12 protein-coding genes, 1 tRNA gene, 1 pseudogene and 1 riboswitch are annotated in these 16,411 nt (G+C 69.3%); of the genes and pseudogenes, 11 read left to right on the top strand and 3 right to left on the bottom strand.

From position 1 onward, the window contains the following. The first annotated feature begins 167 nt into the window (after window positions 1-167). The 8 genes and pseudogenes from ACIF83_RS16170 (at window position 168) to ACIF83_RS16135 (ending at window position 8,879) form a co-directional block, all read left to right on the top strand. Window positions 168-1,211: a transglycosylase family protein gene (locus ACIF83_RS16170; protein WP_399727298.1), complete on the top strand. Its 1,044-nt coding sequence runs from the start codon at window positions 168-170 to the stop codon at window positions 1,209-1,211. Between the two features lie 183 nt (window positions 1,212-1,394). Further along, window positions 1,395-1,563: riboswitch (cyclic di-AMP (ydaO/yuaA leader) on the top strand. A 4-nt stretch (window positions 1,564-1,567) separates the two neighbouring features. After that, complete coding sequence (locus ACIF83_RS16165) at window positions 1,568-2,257, top strand: transglycosylase family protein (protein ID WP_393471557.1); 690 nt, start codon at window positions 1,568-1,570, stop codon at window positions 2,255-2,257. Between the two features lie 375 nt (window positions 2,258-2,632). Further along, window positions 2,633-3,919 (top strand): phosphopyruvate hydratase, encoded by a 1,287-nt coding sequence (eno, locus tag ACIF83_RS16160; RefSeq protein WP_386573185.1) that lies wholly within the window; start codon window positions 2,633-2,635, stop codon window positions 3,917-3,919. A gap of 149 nt (window positions 3,920-4,068) precedes the next feature. Further along, window positions 4,069-4,545 (top strand): septum formation initiator family protein, encoded by a 477-nt coding sequence (locus ACIF83_RS16155; protein WP_393471555.1) that lies wholly within the window; start codon window positions 4,069-4,071, stop codon window positions 4,543-4,545. Window positions 4,546-4,573: 28 nt separating this feature from the next. Further along, window positions 4,574-4,975: pseudogene (locus tag ACIF83_RS16150) on the top strand (DUF501 domain-containing protein); the annotation flags it as partial. Window positions 4,976-5,179: 204 nt separating this feature from the next. After that, complete coding sequence (locus tag ACIF83_RS16145) at window positions 5,180-6,136, top strand: exopolyphosphatase (RefSeq protein WP_399727962.1); 957 nt, start codon at window positions 5,180-5,182, stop codon at window positions 6,134-6,136. A gap of 444 nt (window positions 6,137-6,580) precedes the next feature. Further along, a complete protein-coding gene (locus tag ACIF83_RS16140; protein ID WP_393471552.1) occupies window positions 6,581-7,960 on the top strand; it encodes an NAD(P)/FAD-dependent oxidoreductase in 1,380 nt (459 codons plus the stop codon). 163 nt (window positions 7,961-8,123) lie between these two features. Continuing rightward, window positions 8,124-8,879: a hypothetical protein gene (locus ACIF83_RS16135; RefSeq protein WP_393471549.1), complete on the top strand. Its 756-nt coding sequence runs from the start codon at window positions 8,124-8,126 to the stop codon at window positions 8,877-8,879. 11 nt (window positions 8,880-8,890) lie between these two features. On the opposite strand, the gene ACIF83_RS16130 is transcribed toward ACIF83_RS16135, so the two are convergent. Next, window positions 8,891-9,520, bottom strand: coding sequence for a hypothetical protein (locus ACIF83_RS16130; protein WP_393471546.1), 630 nt, complete (start codon window positions 9,518-9,520; stop codon window positions 8,891-8,893). Window positions 9,521-9,786: 266 nt separating this feature from the next. Here ACIF83_RS16130 and ACIF83_RS16125 point away from each other — a divergent pair, with 266 nt between their 5' ends. Continuing rightward, window positions 9,787-11,076: a class I SAM-dependent methyltransferase gene (locus tag ACIF83_RS16125; RefSeq protein WP_393471543.1), complete on the top strand. Its 1,290-nt coding sequence runs from the start codon at window positions 9,787-9,789 to the stop codon at window positions 11,074-11,076. Window positions 11,077-11,130: 54 nt separating this feature from the next. On the opposite strand, the gene ACIF83_RS16120 is transcribed toward ACIF83_RS16125, so the two are convergent. Both ACIF83_RS16120 and ACIF83_RS16115 read right to left on the bottom strand, forming a co-directional pair. Further along, window positions 11,131-13,659, bottom strand: a complete 2,529-nt coding sequence (locus ACIF83_RS16120) for an ABC transporter permease (protein ID WP_399727290.1) — start codon at window positions 13,657-13,659, stop codon at window positions 11,131-11,133. Then, on the bottom strand, window positions 13,659-14,429 hold the full coding sequence (locus ACIF83_RS16115; protein ID WP_393471537.1) for an ABC transporter ATP-binding protein: 771 nt from the start codon (window positions 14,427-14,429) through the stop codon (window positions 13,659-13,661). Before ACIF83_RS16115 ends, ACIF83_RS16120 begins: the two co-directional genes overlap by 1 nt. Before the next feature lie 393 nt (window positions 14,430-14,822). On the opposite strand from ACIF83_RS16115, the gene ACIF83_RS16110 reads away from it, so the two are divergent. Then, window positions 14,823-14,906: transfer RNA gene (locus tag ACIF83_RS16110), tRNA-Leu, on the top strand. A gap of 142 nt (window positions 14,907-15,048) precedes the next feature. Next, window positions 15,049-16,275 (top strand): 4-hydroxybenzoate 3-monooxygenase, encoded by a 1,227-nt coding sequence (locus tag ACIF83_RS16105; protein WP_393471534.1) that lies wholly within the window; start codon window positions 15,049-15,051, stop codon window positions 16,273-16,275. The last annotated feature ends 136 nt before the right edge of the window (window positions 16,276-16,411 follow it).

Raw genomic sequence — 16,411 nt, 5'->3', positions numbered from 1 at the left:
GACGTTCACACAGTCGAACATGACAGACACTCTCTTCTGTGATCTTCACGTGATCTGTGCGGCATTAACTTGTGACAAGTGATCGTCTGCCGATACGTTCACTCATCAGCGTGGCCCCCGAGTTCCATCGGCCATGCCGGCCCCGCCGTCGTACGAAAGGCTTCCGCATGCTCTCCGGGAACGGTCGTCACCGTCGCCCCCGCCAGGCTCCGGCCCTCCTCGTCGCGGCCGGCGTGACCGGCTCCGCCATCGCCATCCCGCTCCTCGGTGCGGCGAGCGCCAACGCGGCCGACGGCACCACATGGGACAAGGTGGCCGAGTGCGAGAGCGGCGGCTCCTGGAGTGCCGACACCGGCAACGGTTACTACGGCGGTCTGCAGATATCCCAGGGCGACTGGGCCAAGTACGGCGGCACGAAGTACGCCTCCAGCGCCGACCAGGCCAGCCGTTCACAGCAGATCGCCGTCGCCGAGAAGATTCTCGCCGACCAGGGCACCACTCCCTGGGCCACCTGCGCCCTGCTCGCCGGCATGACCTCGAAGTCCGGCTCCGTGGATGTCGACACGGGCGTCTCGGGCTCCGACTCGGGCTCGGCGCAATCCGGTGACTCCTCCACGTCCTCGGACTCGTCCAACCAGGACGGCAATTCCGGTTCCGACGAGAATTCCGACCCGTCCGATCTGCCGGATTCGTCCTCCTCGTCGCCCTCGTCCGACTCTTCTTCGGATGCGACGACCATGCCGTCCCCGAGTGCCGACAAGGGTGCCGACTCCAAGGGTTCCGGCAAGGGGGTAGACACTCCCAAGTCCGACAAATCCGTATCGCCCGGCTCCGGGGATGTCCAGGGCGGCGAGTCCGTCACTACGGATCCCGCAACGGAAGACTCGGACAATTCGTGGCAGACCAGCAGCTCTTGGAGCCTGGTCGACACCGGCGCCCTCAGCAGTGGCGGACGTCACCGCGGTGCGAGTGCGGACGAAAGTACGGCAAACGGTCAGAGCGACACCCCGTCGGGTCGCCACGCCGACCGCGACCCGGGCACCTACACCGTCCGCGAGGGCGACACCCTCGTCTCCATCGCCGACTCCCTTGACCTCGACGGTGGATGGCACGCGCTCTACGCCGAGAACAAGAAGGCCATCGGCACCGACCCGAACCACATCAGTGCCGGTCAGACCCTGAAAGTCGGTGCCGAAAAGGGCGATAAGTAGCGGGAGTTGACGCCCCGCTTCGCTCCTTAATGTCCGTTTTGGCGAAAGTGTGGGATGAGTCTCAGAAGCCCTGATCGTCTTTGAAATTCCGCCGATCGCCTGTCTACGGTCAAGGCCGCTCGTCACCACGAGCCCCGGCATCCGCAACGCCGAGTCCTGCCAGCGGTTGCCCGGGAACAGTCGTCGCGTCATGCGCCGTAGGCAGGAGCGGGGGACCCAAGGTAAGTGCCGGGACCGGCAGTTGATGTCGGTACCGGCTTGGGGTGAAGCCGCGTCCCGTAAGGGTCGCGGCCGGGCAACTCAACCGGCCCGAACCCGACAGCTCACCTCGCAGGCGTCGGTGAGGGGATCGATCCATGCTGTTCTCCGGCAAGGGCAAGCACCGTCGTCCGTTCAAGGCCACCCGTGTCATCGCGCTCGCCGGTGTCACCGGCGCCGCCGTCGCCGCCCCGCTGATGGCGGCCGGCAACGCCTCCGCCGCCACCGCCTCCGAGTGGGACGCGGTCGCCCAGTGCGAGTCCGGCGGCAACTGGGCGATCAACACCGGCAACGGCTACTACGGCGGCCTGCAGTTCTCCGCCTCCACCTGGGCCGCCTACGGTGGCACGGCCTACGCCGCCCGCGCCGACCTGGCCACCAAGCAGCAGCAGATCACCGTCGCCGAGAAGGTCCTCGCCTCCCAGGGCAAGGGCGCCTGGCCGGTCTGCGGCACGGGCCTGTCGAGCACCCCGTACAGCGGCACCGCGGCGGCCCCGTCGAGCAGCAGCTCCTCGAAGACCACCACGACCACCACCCGCGCCACCGAGCAGCAGGCCGCCTCCCGGTCCGCCGAGCGCCCGGCCGCGAGCCAGACCGTCACCACCCCGACCGGCAAGAAGGTCAAGAAGGGTGACGGCGAGTACAAGGTGGTCAAGGGTGACACCCTCGGCGCGATCGCCGAGAAGCACAAGGTCAACGGCGGCTGGAAGAAGCTGTTCGAGCTGAACAAGGACATCGTCGAGGACGCGAACCTCATCTACCCGGGCCAGCAGCTGCACCTGAAGTGACACCTGGCTCCCACCGGAACCACAGTGCTCTCACAAGGCCTGCCCCCACTCTGAAGGCCTCGTGAGGGTCGTCCCCCCGTCCCCACGGGCTCCCCGCCCCGGCGCGTGTTCCCCCGTACGCGCCGGGGCGGGGTTGTTTGTGTCTCCTCGCCTTGTTTCCCCGCCCCGTTTCCCCTCTCTCCCCGCCTGTTTCCCCACTCTTCGGCCGGGCCTCATTCACAAGCCCCTTTGTTCCGAGCCTGAACAATAGGTACGGTCTCCCTGTCCCTCCCTGTCCACGGGACGGTCGGTCGGTGGCCGACGCCCCCGGGACGGTTAGGCTCTAGGCGCAAGGCACACAAGCCCCGCACAACCAGCGTCACATCCACGAAGGAGATGCTCGTGCCGTCCATCGACGTCGTCGTAGCCCGGGAAATCCTGGACTCCCGAGGCAACCCCACGGTCGAGGTCGAGGTCGGCCTCGACGACGGCAGCACGGGTCGTGCCGCCGTCCCGTCCGGCGCCTCCACCGGCGCCTTCGAGGCCATCGAGCTGCGCGACGGTGACCCGAACCGCTACCAGGGCAAGGGCGTCGAGAAGGCCGTCCTCGCCGTCATCGAGCAGATCGGCCCGGAGCTGGTCGGCTACGACGCCACCGAGCAGCGCCTGATCGACCAGGCCATGTTCGACCTGGACGCCACCGACAACAAGGGCTCCCTCGGCGCCAACGCCATCCTCGGCGTCTCCCTCGCCGTCGCCCACGCCGCCTCCGAGGCCAGCGACCTCCCGCTCTTCCGCTACCTGGGCGGCCCGAACGCGCACCTGCTGCCGGTGCCGATGATGAACATCCTGAACGGCGGCTCGCACGCCGACTCCAACGTGGACATCCAGGAGTTCATGATCGCCCCGATCGGCGCGGAGTCCTTCTCCGAGGCCCTGCGCTGGGGCACCGAGGTCTACCACACCCTCAAGAAGGTCCTGAAGGGCAAGGGCCTGTCCACCGGCCTCGGCGACGAGGGCGGCTTCGCCCCGAACCTCGGCTCCAACCGCGAGGCCCTCGACCTCATCCTCGAGGCCATCAAGCAGGCCGGCTACGTCCCCGGTGAGCAGATCGCGCTCGCGCTCGACGTCGCAGCGTCCGAGTTCTACAAGGACGGCAAGTACGAGTTCGAGGGCAAGTCCCGCTCGGCCGCCGAGATGACCGAGTACTACGAGGAGCTCGTTGCGGCCTACCCGCTCGTCTCCATCGAGGACCCGCTGTTCGAGGACGACTGGGCCGGCTGGAAGGTCATCACCGACAAGCTCGGCGACAAGGTCCAGCTGGTCGGCGACGACCTGTTCGTCACCAACCCGGAGCGCCTGGCCCGCGGCATCGAGGAGGGCACCGCCAACGCCCTGCTCGTGAAGGTGAACCAGATCGGTTCGCTGACCGAGACCCTGGACGCCGTCGAGCTGGCCCAGCGCAACGGCTTCAAGTGCATGATGTCCCACCGCTCCGGCGAGACCGAGGACGTCACCATCGCCGACCTGGCCGTCGCCACCAACTGCGGCCAGATCAAGACCGGCGCCCCGGCCCGCTCCGAGCGCGTCGCCAAGTACAACCAGCTGCTGCGCATCGAGGAGATCCTCGACGACGCCGCGGTGTACGCCGGCCGCTCGGCCTTTCCCCGCTTCAAGGGCTGAGCGTTCCCGCACGTCCGCTCTGCGGACCATCGGGCACAGCAAGGGCTGACCCATCTCGGGCTAAGCCTTAGCCAGTCGTACGTACGTCCCCGTACTCGGTCCCGTACCGTGTGCGGGGACGTACGCACGTGTGAAGGGGAGGCGGGGACATGGCCGTGAAGGACCGGGACCGGTTCTCCACCGCGACCAGGCTCAAGCTGCTCGGCGAGCAGACGGCTGCCCGCGTCTACCGCTCCCAGACCAAGCGACAGGCCCGCCGCTCCCGTCTCACCGGCCGCGCGGCGCTGCTGGCGCTCGTGCTGTGCTCGCTGATCGTCGCGCTCGCCTATCCGATGCGGCAGTACGTCTCCCAGCGCGCCGAGATCGCCGACCAGCAGCGGCAGCAGGAGCAGGCCCGCAAGCGCGTGGAACAGCTGCGCGACCTCAAGGCGCGGTGGCAGGACGACGCCTATGCCGAGCAGCAGATCCGCCGCCGGCTGCACTATGTGATGCCCGGTGAGACCGGGTACGTCGTGATCGACCCGGGCGCGGCCAAGCAGTCCCGCGCCGACCTCCGGGCCGCCCACCGGCCCTGGTACGCGAACGTCTGGGACGGGGTCGACAAGTCCGACGCCTCCGACCAGTGAACCGACAGAAAGACAGCTGAACACAGTCATGGAAACGCCTCCGCCGCCCACTCCGCGTACCGAGCCGACCGACGCGGACGTCGAGGCCTTCAAGCAGCAGCTCGGGCGTCCGCCGCGCGGGCTGAGGGCGATCGCGCACCGGTGCCCCTGCGGGCAGCCGGACGTCGTGGAGACGGCCCCGCGGCTGCCGGACGGCACGCCCTTCCCGACGACGTACTACCTGACGTGCCCGCGCGCCGCCTCGGCGATCGGCACGCTGGAGGCGGACGGCGTCATGAAGGAGATGACGGAGCGGCTGCAGAACGACCCCGAGCTGGCCGCCGCGTACCGGGCCGCGCACGAGGACTACATCCGGCGCCGGGACGAGATCGAGGTCCTGGAGGGCTTCCCGAGCGCGGGCGGCATGCCGGACCGGGTGAAGTGCCTGCACGTCCTCGTGGCCCACTCGCTGGCCGCCGGCCCGGGCGTGAACCCGCTCGGCGACGAGGCGATCGCCATGCTGCCGGAGTGGTGGCGCAAGGGGCCGTGCGTGCAGCCGCTCGAGGCGCCCGACCCGGCGGACGAGCACCCGGGCGAGGAGGGCGCGGTCTTCGACCCCGCCGAGGTCCGCAGCGGTTTCTTCGCCGACAGGCCGCTGGTCGCCGAGGGCTTCTCACGTGTCGCGGCCGTCGACTGCGGTACGAACTCGATCCGGCTGCTCGTCGCCGACGTGAACCCGGCGACCGGTGAGATGCTGGAGCTGGACCGGCGCATGACGATCGTGCGGCTCGGCCAGGACGTGGACCGCACCGGCCGGCTGGCGCCCGAGGCACTGGAGCGGACCTTCGCGGCCTGCCGCGAGTACGCGGACGTCATCCGTGGACTCGGCGCCACCAAGGTGCGGTTCGTCGCCACCTCCGCCTCCCGGGACGCGGAGAACCGCGACGACTTCGTACGTGGTGTCGTCGACATCCTCGGCGTCGAGCCCGAGGTCATCAGCGGCGACCAGGAGGCCGAGTTCTCCTTCACCGGTGCCACGAAGGAACTGAAGGGTCGTGACGACCTCGCCAAGCCCTACCTGGTGGTGGACATCGGCGGCGGGTCCACCGAGTTCGTCGTGGGCGAGGACCATGTACGGGCCGCGCGGTCCGTCGACGTCGGCTGCGTGCGGATGACCGAGCGGCACCTGGTGCAGGACGGCAAGGTGAGCGACCCGCCCACCGCGGAGCGGATCGCCGCGATGCGGGCCGACATCGAGGCCGCCCTGGACCTGGCCGAGGAGACGGTCCCGCTGCGCGAGGCGCGCACCCTGGTCGGCCTGGCCGGCTCGGTCACCACCGTGTCCGCGATCGCCCAGGACCTGCCCGAGTACGACTCCGTGCGCATCCACCACTCCCGCATCTCCCGCGACCGCGTCCGCGAGATCACCGACCAGCTGCTGCGCTCCACGCACGCCGAGCGCGCCGCGATCCCGTCCATGCACCCGGGCCGGGTCGACGTCATCGGCGCGGGCGCCCTCGTGCTGCTCGCGATCATGGAGCGGATCGGGGCCGAGGAGGTCGTCGTCAGCGAGCACGACATCCTCGACGGCATCGCGTGGTCGGTGGCGTAGCTCTCTTTTGTTACTGGCTAGTAGCTGTCGACTGAGCAGGTCGGATAACGTCTGAGCATGACCGAGGGGCCCTCAAGGGCCCCTCGGTGACGGTCGGTCGGAAAAGTTCGTGAAGTTCTTCACAAGGAATTCCGCCTCGTGGAACCGTGAAAAGGGGCCGGTTGGCCCTTCCGGGGGCTTCCAGGCCGTTTGAACATGTTCAGACGGTGGATGCAGCAGGGGCTCGGAAGGGGGTGCTCCGGGGGTGTTGCGAGGCGCTCACAAGCACCTCGGTTGCCCAGAGAGGCAGCTCACGCGGCCTTGACAACGGGTCAGACCGCCCAGGGGTTCCCCTTCGGCGTCATGACCTGCGTCACGCGGGTCGCGGAGTTTAGCACAGGGCCTGTCAGAGCTTGTGAAGGGGCGCACGAGCACCCCTCCTGGGCCGGGTGGATACTCGATGGCATGAGCACCACGGAGCGTCCCAGGATCCTCGTAGTAGGCGGTGGGTACGTAGGCCTGTACGCAGCTCGGCGCATCCTCAAGAAGATGCGCTACGGCGAGGCGACCGTCACGGTCGTCGACCCCCGGTCGTACATGACCTACCAGCCCTTCCTCCCCGAAGCCGCCGCCGGCAGCATCTCCCCTCGGCACGTCGTCGTCCCGCTGCGACGCGTGCTGCCGAAGGCGGAGGTCCTCACCGGCCGGGTCACCACCATCGACCAGGACCGCAAGGTCGCCACGATCGCCCCGCTGGTGGGCGAGGCGTACGAGCTGCCCTTCGACTACCTCGTCATCGCGATGGGCGCGGTCTCCCGCACCTTCCCGATCCCCGGCCTCGCCGAGCAGGGCATCGGCATGAAGGGCATCGAGGAGTCCATCGGCCTGCGCAACCACGTCCTCGAGCAGCTGGACAAGGCAGACTCCACGACCGACGACGAGATCCGCCGCAAGGCCCTCACCTTCGTCTTCATCGGCGGTGGCTTCGCGGGTGCGGAGACCATCGGCGAGGTCGAGGACATGGCCCGGGACGCGGCCAAGTACTACAAGAACGTCTCCCGCGAGGACATGCGCTTCGTCCTCGTCGACGCCGCCGACAAGATCCTTCCCGAGGTGGGCCCCAAGCTCGGCCAGTACGGCAAGGAGCACCTGGAGAGCCGGGGCGTGGAGATCTACCTCTCCACCTCCATGGACTCCTGCGTCGACGGCCACGTGGTGCTGAAGAACGGTCTCGAGGTCGACTCCAACACCATCGTCTGGACCGCCGGCGTCAAGCCGAACCCGGCCCTCGCCCGCTTCGGCCTGCCCCTCGGCCCCCGCGGCCACGTCGACTGCGAGCCGACCCTCCAGGTCGCCGGCACCGACTACATCTGGGCCGCGGGCGACAACGCCCAGGTGCCCGACCTCGTCGGCCGTAAGGCGGGCAACGAGAACGCCTGGTGCCCGCCGAACGCCCAGCACGCGCTGCGTCAGGCGCGCGTCCTCGGCGACAACGTGATCTCCGGTATGCGGGGCTTCCCGCAGAAGGAGTACGAGCACGCCAACAAGGGTGCGGTGGCCGGTCTCGGCCTGCACAAGGGCGTGGCGATGATCGTCATGGGCAAGATGAAGATCAAGCTCAAGGGCCGCCTCGCCTGGTACATGCACCGTGGCTACCACGGTCTGGCGATGCCGACCTGGAACCGCAAGATCCGCGTCTTCGCCGACTGGACTCTCGCCATGTTCCTCAAGCGCGAGGTCGTCTCCCTCGGCGCCATGGAGAACCCGCGCGAGGAGTTCTACGAGGCTGCCAAGCCGGCGCCGGTCGCCGCTGCCAAGACCGAGGAGAAGGCCAAGGCCTCCTGACCTCAGGTCGTCCGACAGCCCGAAGGGGCCGCCCGCCATCCGTGGTGCGGGCGGCCCCTTCGTCGTGCGCGCCGGAGCGTCCGGGGAGCCGATCGGGCCGTCAGGGGGGTGATCTCTGCACGCGCCGCCCCGCCAGCCCGAGCGCGGGTGGTACAGGAGCCACGTGAGCACGCAACCGCCGCTCGGCCCGCCACCCGGACCCCTGTTCGGGGTCCCCGGCTCCGGTCAGCCGCCTCCTCGGCGCCCCTGGTGGCTCAGGCCGCCCGCGCTCATCGGCGCTGCCGCCGCCGTGGTCGCGATCGCGGTGGGGCTCGTGGTCCTGCTCGGCGGCCACGAGCAGGGACACGAACGTGTCGAGACCGTCGCACAGGCCCGGGACCTCGCGAGACGCGTGGCCCTCAAGCCCGCGGACTGGGGGTCCGGCTACGTGCGCAGCACTCCCTACGAAACCGACGACATCACGGAGTCGTTCGCCGATGCCAGCTGCTACCTCGGGGTGCAGACACCGGTGAACATGCTGGCCGCTCTGGAGCGCAACGCCCAGAGCTCGGACCGGAGGGTGGTCAACACGTCGACGGTCATCGTTCATCGGGACACCGCGACCGCCGCTGCGGGCCTCGCCCGGTTCCGCACGGACCCGCGGAGATGCCGGACGGAGTACGACTCCGCGAGCAAGCAGAAGTGGGAGGACGTGCACGCGGTCGACGTTCCGGGCCTGAAGGGCTTCGACGAGGTGGCGGGCGAGGAGGGCCATCAGGTCGTCGACGAGACGGGCCTGAAGCTGGACGAGTACTACACGCAGCTCACCGGCCGCAAAGGGCAGGTCCTGATGCAGGCCACCGTCGCCCGCTCGGGCGGTCAGGGGCGCAACCGTGAGGAGGCGGTGCACGCCCTCACGCTCATGCTGAGCCGCCTGTAGCGGGCGTCGGGTCACAGGGACCGGGTGGTGGTGCCGCTCGGCAGCTGGAGGCTGCTGAGGAACTGCCGGTAGTCCGCGTCCATGGTCTTCTGCGTGTCCTTGGTGCCCATGACCAGGATCTGGACCATGTGGTCGCCGAGATTGATGAAGCGGGTGTGGCCGGCCGTGCCGTCACCGGCGGAGAGGGCCGCGTCGACCACGGGCTGGCCGCTGTCCGTGGTGCTTTCCCGGACGTCGTGACTGGTGAGCCGGTCGTCGGCGGACCGGGAGTCCTTGTTGTAGTTGTCCAGTGCGTTCTTGAGGCTGCCCTTGAGGTCCCACTGGCCACCGCCCCCTGGCGCGTCGTAGACGATGAAGCCGATGGCTCCGTAGTCGGTCTCCACCTGGTAGGCGCGGCCCTGGATGCCGTTCACGGTGTACTTCTGCATCTGGGCGTCCCCGGGCAGCTCGGCCGTGACGCCGCTCGGGTCGTCGGTGGTCTGCATCCAGCGGGTGGCGGCGTCGGCGACGGCCGCCGTGGCGGCGGCCGGGGGCGTCGACGGAGCGGCGAAGGCACTGGTGGGCAGCAGCACGCCGCCGGTGATCACGGTGGTCGAAGCGGCGAGCAGGGCGAGGCGCCGGAACCTGGCGAGACGGGTCATGGGAGTTCACATCCAGAAGTGGTCAAGAGGGATCGGGTGGGATGTTCTCCCTCCATTAGGACCTTCCGGAGCAGGCAGGGCACGACCCTGGATCTCGGGACTTGACCGAACACGGTCCCCGGCGCTAACGCGGGAGTGTGACGGTTCGGCCATCGTGTCGGCACGAGCGTGCGGAGGGGAATGACGTCAGCGTGCCGGGTCGTTTCCCTGCCAGCCGGATGGAGACGATCCAGCGGGCAGCCGATTCCTTTCACCGGAGGTGCGCCATGGCCGAAGCCGCGTCGCGGCTGAGGAGTCTTGCCGAGCAGATGCTGGGAGCCCCGCTCCCGGTGCGGCTACGAGCCTGGGACGGGTCGCAGGCGGGACCGCCGGACGCGCCGACGCTCGTCGTGCGCAACCGCCGCGCCCTGCGCCGCATGTTGTTCAAACCGGGCGAGTTGGGCCTCGCCCGTGCCTGGGTCGCCGGAGACCTGGGCGTCGAGGGTGACCTGTACGCCGCACTCGACGCCATGGCCGGACTGGTGTGGGAGCGCGGGGAGGACTCCCGCAGCCTCGCCCAGGCACTGCGCGATCCCGAGGTACGGGCCGCCGGGCGTGAGCTGCTCAAGCTCGTCGGGCCGCCGATCCCGCCCGCCCCGCCGCGCGAGGAGGTCCGCAGGCGCCGTCATCTGCACACGCGGCGCAGCGACAAGGAGGCCATCAGCCACCACTACGACGTCGGCAACGACTTCTACGAGATCGTCCTCGGACCGTCGATGGTCTACTCGTGCGCGTACTGGGAGGACGGCGGCACCCTGGAGTCCGCCCAGCGCGACAAGCTCGAACTCGTCTGCGCCAAGCTCGGTCTGAAGGAGGGTCAGCGGCTGCTGGACGTCGGCTGCGGCTGGGGCTCGATGGCCATTCACGCGGCCCGTGAGCACGGCGTGAGCGTCGTCGGGGTCACGCTGTCGCAGGAGCAGGCCGCGTACGCCCGCAAGCGCGTCGCGGACGAGGGCCTGACCGACCGGGTGGAGATCAGGGTCCAGGACTACCGGGACGTCGTGGACGGCCCGTACGACGCCATCTCCTCCATCGGCATGGCCGAACACGTCGGCGCCGAACGCTACCTGGCCTACGCGCGCAGTCTGTACGCCCTGCTGAAGCCCGGCGGGCGGCTGCTCAACCATCAGATCGCCCGTCGCCCGCAGCACGACGAATCCGCGTACGAGACCGACCGGTTCATCGACGCCTACGTCTTCCCGGACGGCGAACTCGCCCCGATCGGCACCACCGTCACCCAGCTGGAGCATGCCGGCTTCGAGGTCCGGGACGTGGAGTCGATCCGCGAGCACTACGCCTGCACCCTGCGCCGGTGGGTCACCAACCTGGAGGCCGACTGGGACCACGCGGTCCGCCTCACCGGCCCCGGCCGCGCCCGCGTCTGGCTGCTGTACATGGCCGCCTGCGCACTCGCCTTCGAACGCAACCGCATCGGCGTCAACCAGGTCCTGGCGGTCCGCACCCCGGAGTCCGGCGGGTCCGGCCTGCCGCTGCGCACCCGCACCTGGAACTTCTGACACGGCAAGGGCCCCGCTCCGTCCCGGAGCGGGGCCCCTCGGTCCGTCGTACGGCTACTCGGCCTTGATCGCCGTCAGCATGTTCAGCCGGGCCGCGCGCCGGGCCGGCCACAGCGCGGCCAGGATGCCGACCACCGCCGCCAGCAGCAGGAAGACCGTCATCCGGCCCCAGGGCAGGACCAGTTCGTACGTCGCCATCTTCGTGCCCAGCAGCTCACCGGCCGCCCAGCCGAAGAACACACCCAGACCGATGCCCAGCACGCCGCCGAACAGGGAGATCACCAGGGATTCCAGACGGACCATCCGCTTGACGGCGGACCGGTCCAGGCCGATCGCGCGGAGCATGCCGATCTCCTGGGAGCGCTCGAAGACCGACATGGCCAGGGTGTTGATGACACCGAGGACCGCGACGATCACCGCCATGCCGAGCAGGCCGTAGAGCATGTTCAGCATCGTCGTGAACATCTTCGCGATGTCGTTGGAGATGTCCTGCTTGTCCTGGACCTTGATCGCCGGGTTGGAGCCGAGCGCCTTCTCCAGTCGGTCCTTGACCGAATCGGAGGCGCCGTCCGCCGTCTTGACCATGACCTGCATGTCCGAGGCGTCGCTCAGGTGCGGGGTGAGGACACTGTTGTCGATCATGATCCCGTTGAGCATGTCGTTGCCCTCGTAGACCCCGGTGACGGTCAGCTTCTGCGCCTTGCCGTCCTCGTAGTGCACCGTGAACTGCGAACCGGCCTTCCAGCCGTAGTCCTTGGCCCGGTCCTGGTCCACGACCACCTGCGTACCGCCGACCTTGAAGGCGCCGTCGGCCACCTTGAGGTCCGTCAGCTCGGTGATGGCCGAGCCGTTGACGCCGGTGAGGAACTCGGTCCGGCCGTCGACGCGGGACACGGCGTTGCGCAGAGGGCTGCTGGCGGTGACGTCGGAGTCGGCGGCGATCTTCTTCGCCACGTCGGGGGAGAGCGGGCTGCGGTTCGCCATCGAGACGACGTAGTCGGCACGGATCGCCGAGCTGGCCATCTTGTCGATCGACGTCTGCAGGCTGCCCGCCATCACCGTCATACCGGTGATCAGGGTCAGGCCGATCATCAGCGCGGACGCCGTGGCCGCCGTACGGCGCGGGTTGCGCACCGAGTTCTGGCGGGCCAGCTTGCCCGAGACACCGAACACGCGCAGCACCGGGGCGGCGGCCGCGATCAGCGGGCGGGACAGCAGCGGGGTCAGGATGAACACGCCGATGATGAGCAGGACCGCGCCGAGCCCCATCGGGCCCTCGGCGGCGTCGGCGTCCATCGTGGTGGCCGCGAGGACCACCGCGACACCGGCCGCCGAGAACAGCGCGCCGAGCGTGTTGCGCAGCACCAGCGACCTGGTGGTCGCCTTGGCGTGCACGCTGCTCATCGCCGCCACCGGCGGGATCTTCGCGGCCCGGCGGCCCGGCAGCCAGGCGGCGAGCACAGTGATGACGATGCCGACCGCGAGGGCGGCCACGACGGTGCCCGGCGTGACCACCAGCGGCCCGTCCGGCACGCTCGCGCCGAAGGAGCCCAGCAGACTCCGCAGCCCCGCGCCGATGCCGACGCCGGCGACCAGACCGGTCACACCGGCGACCGTGCCGACCACGAACGCCTCGATCAGCACCGACCGGGTGATCTGCCGGCGGGAGGCGCCGACCGCGCGCAGCAGGGCCAGTTCCCGGGTGCGCTGGGCGACCAGCATGGTGAAGGTGTTGGCGATGATGAACGTGCCGACGAACAGGGCGATACCGGCGAAGACCAGCAGGGCCTGCTTCAGACCGCTCATCGAGGAGGAGATCTCCTGCGCCTGGTCGTCGGCGAGCTGCTTGCCGGTGCTGGTCTCCACCAGCTTCGACGGCAGTGCCTGGTCCAGCGCGGCCCGCAGCGCGGTCTGGCTGGTTCCCGCCGCTGCCTTCACGTCGATCTCGTCGTACGCGCCCTTCTTGCCGAACAGCGCCTGGGCGGTCGGCGTGTCGAACAGGGCGAGGCTGCCGCCCGCGGCCACGTTGCCGTCGTCGGTGGTGAAGATGCCGCTGACGCGCGGGGTGAGCACCGGGCCGTCGACCGAGACGCGCACGGTGTCGCCGACCTTGTAACCGGCGCGCTCGGCAGTCTTGGAGTCGATCAGGATCTCGCCCTTGCCGCTGGGCGCGTGGCCGCTGACCAGCGGATAGCGGGCGTCCTTGGTACCCCAGTAGTTGCCGCCCTCGGACTGCCAGCCGCCGCCGAGCAGCTTGCCGTCCTTGTCGGCGATCGCGGTGAAGCCGGTGACGACACCGGTGGCGGAGGCGGCGCCCGGGACCTTTCCGGCCTTGTCGAGCAGCGCCTGGGTCAGCTCGGGGGTCTTGCCGACCTTGTCGCCCTCGGAGTCCTGGTACTTGGCCGTGACGGCGACGTCGACCTGGTCGAAGCCCTTGGCGGAGCTCTTCTGGTAGGCCTGGGAGATGGTGTTGGTGAAGACCAGCGTCCCGGACACGAACGCCACGCCGAGCATGACGGCGAGCACGGTCATCAGGAGGCGGGCCTTGTGCGCGAGTACGTTGCGCAGGGCGGTGCGGAACATCAGCTGGTACGGCCCTTCGCGTCGAACTGCTTCATCAGGTCGAGCACGGAGTCGGCCGTGGGGCCGTAGATCTCGTCGACGATCCGCCCGTCGGCGAGGAAGACCACGCGGTCCGCGTAGGCCGCGGCGACCGGATCGTGGGTCACCATGACCACCGTCTGGCCCAGTTCGCGCACGGAGTTGCGCAGGAAGCCCAGCACCTCGGCGCCGGAGCGCGAGTCGAGGTTTCCGGTCGGCTCGTCACCGAAGATGATCTCGGGCCTGGAGGCGAGCGCGCGGGCGACGGCGACGCGCTGCTGCTGGCCGCCGGACAGCTGCGAGGGCCGGTGGCTGAGCCGTCCGGAGAGACCGACCATCTGGATGACCTGGTCCAGCCACGCCTTGTCGGGCTTACGGCCCGCGATGTCCATCGGGAGAGTGATGTTCTCCAGCGCGGTCAGCGTGGGCAGCAGGTTGAAGGCCTGGAAGATGAAGCCGATCTTGTCCCGGCGCAACTTGGTGAGCTGCTTGTCCTTCAGGGAGCCCAGCTCGGTGTCGCCGATCCGCACGGACCCCGAGGAGAAGTTGTCCAGGCCCGCCACGCAGTGCATCAGCGTGGACTTGCCGGAGCCGGACGGGCCCATGATCGCGGTGAACTCGGCCTGCCGGAAGTCGACGGAGACCCGGTCCAGGGCGACCACCCGGGTCTCGCCCTGCCCATAGATCTTCGACAGCTCCGTGGCGCGTGCGGCCACGGCCGTGGTTCGGCCGGCGGTGGGTGTGGTGGTCACGGGAAGGTGCTCCTGTCGGGACGACGTCGGTTCGTGGGGACCGATCCATCGTCTCGGCCGCAGGCGCCCCTGTAGTCAGTCGCTGATCCGGTTCCTAGGGGCGACTCCGGTCGGACGGAGCGGGCCCGAGTCATACCTGGGGAGGACGGGCGACCCTGACGCCCCGTGGGGTCCAGAACCGGACGACCGCCCTCGTTCGGTAGGTGAAATTCCGTCATTCCGTGTACGCACGCGCCCACGCCACGTCACGCTATTGGCAAGTGCGGATGGCCAGTTCCGTGGGCTGATGCACCCTCAGACCTCAATAAAATAAGACAACATCGGGCTGTCCCCTCCGCTGTTCGAGGGATGCGCACCGATAGGGTCGGAACCTCGAAGCGGAGCCCATGGCCTGCCCGGATGGTGGAATGCAGACACGGCGAGCTTAAACCTCGCTGCCCCTTCGCGGGCGTGCCGGTTCAAGTCCGGCTCCGGGCACTTTCCGTCTTCGCGCCCCCCCTCACATGACAGCACGACCGTTGACAGCGGTGCGGCCACAGTCGGAGACTCACGCTCGTAAATGAGTGAAGGAAATTTCACCAGACGAACAGACTGCGTGTCAGGGGAAAGGGGACGACCGATGCGTGCCACCGTCGGGATCATCGGAGCCGGCCCGGCCGGGCTGCTGCTCGCGCGGCTGCTGCACCGCGCCGGCATCGACTCGGTCGTCCTGGAGAGCCGCGACCGCGCCTACGTGGAGCACCGGCAGCGCGCCGGGATCCTGGAGCAGGGAACGGCGGACGTGCTGCGCGAGGCCGGGGCCGGGCGGCGGATGGACCGGGAGGGGCTCAGGCACGACGGCATCGAACTGCGCTTCGGCCGGCGCCGCCATCGCGTCGACTTCCCCGGGCTCACCGGCGGGCGGTCCGTGACGGTCTACGCCCAGACAGAGGTCTGCAAGGACCTCATCGCCCTCCAACTGGAGGACGGCGGCCCGCTGCTGTTCGAGGCGGAGGCGCTCGCCGTCGAGGGTGCGGAGGGCGACCGGCCACGGATCCCCTTCCGGCGCCAAGGGCGCGAGGGCGAACTCGAGTGCGACTACGTCGTCGGCTGCGACGGCTTCTGGGGCGTGGCCAGAAAGGCCTTCCCGGCCGCCGCCTCCCGAGTGTTCGAACGGTCGTACCCCTACGCGTGGCTGGGCATCCTCGCCGACGTCGCCCCCTCGCACGACGAACTGGTCTACGCCCGCCACGACCGTGGCTTCGCCCTCCTGTCCATGCGCCCGCCCGTCGCCCGCCACCACCCTTGCGAGGAAGTCGCTTCGCTCCCTGTCGAGTCCTTCGTCTCCCGCCTCTACCTCCAGGTGCCGACGGACGCCAGGGCCGAGGGGTGGAGCGACGACGCGATCTGGGCCGAGCTGGAGCGGCGCTGCGCGACCGACGACGACTGGGAGCTGGAGCGCGGGCCCATCACCCAGAAGTCCGTCACCCCCATGCGCTCCTTCGTGCACGAACCGATGCGCCACGGCCGGCTCTTCCTCGCCGGCGACGCCGCCCACATCGTGCCGCCCACGGGCGCGAAGGGACTGAACCTGGCCGTCGGGGACGTCATGACCTTCGCCCGGGCACTCGTCCACGAGCGCGAGACCGGCTCCTCCGACCTCCTCGACGCCTACTCGTCGACCTGTCTGCGCCGCGTCTGGCAGGCCGAACGGTTCTCCTACGACATGACGACCCTGCTCCATCGCGCCCCGGACGCCACCGACTTCGACGCCCGCCTCCAGCTGGCCCGGCTGGAACGGATCGCATCCTCCCGCGCGGCCGAGACCGATCTGGCCGAGGCCTATACCGGCTTCCCCTTGGACTGAGTCGCCCGTGGCCGGGAATGAGCCTTCCGGTTAGCGTGTTGCGCAGCACGGCAGGGGAAAGATCCTCCCCAGGTATTACGGTCGATCCTTTGCCAATCCATTACTCTCGAGGCCAAGGCCGCGCACGGTGGCCATG

The sequence above is a fragment of the Streptomyces sp. NPDC085866 genome, assembly GCF_044541035.1.
Classification (GTDB): domain Bacteria; phylum Actinomycetota; class Actinomycetes; order Streptomycetales; family Streptomycetaceae; genus Streptomyces.
Note: the sequence above shows the minus strand (reverse complement) of the source record. Positions and strands in the feature narration are given on the sequence as shown.

Bases quoted from the DNA above. Each gene is read 5' to 3' on its own strand.
- ACIF83_RS16170 (WP_399727298.1), top strand. From the start codon at position 168: ATGCTCTCCGGGAACGGTCGTCACCGTCGCCCCCGCCAGGCTCCGGCC.
- ACIF83_RS16165 (WP_393471557.1), top strand. From the start codon at position 1,568: ATGCTGTTCTCCGGCAAGGGCAAGCACCGTCGTCCGTTCAAGGCCACC.
- eno (WP_386573185.1), top strand. From the start codon at position 2,633: ATGCTCGTGCCGTCCATCGACGTCGTCGTAGCCCGGGAAATCCTGGAC.
- ACIF83_RS16155 (WP_393471555.1), top strand. From the start codon at position 4,069: ATGGCCGTGAAGGACCGGGACCGGTTCTCCACCGCGACCAGGCTCAAG.
- ACIF83_RS16140 (WP_393471552.1), top strand. From the start codon at position 6,581: ATGAGCACCACGGAGCGTCCCAGGATCCTCGTAGTAGGCGGTGGGTAC.
- ACIF83_RS16130 (WP_393471546.1), bottom strand. From the start codon at position 9,520: ATGACCCGTCTCGCCAGGTTCCGGCGCCTCGCCCTGCTCGCCGCTTCG.
- ACIF83_RS16125 (WP_393471543.1), top strand. From the start codon at position 9,787: ATGGCCGAAGCCGCGTCGCGGCTGAGGAGTCTTGCCGAGCAGATGCTG.
- ACIF83_RS16120 (WP_399727290.1), bottom strand. From the start codon at position 13,659: ATGTTCCGCACCGCCCTGCGCAACGTACTCGCGCACAAGGCCCGCCTC.
- ACIF83_RS16105 (WP_393471534.1), top strand. From the start codon at position 15,049: ATGCGTGCCACCGTCGGGATCATCGGAGCCGGCCCGGCCGGGCTGCTG.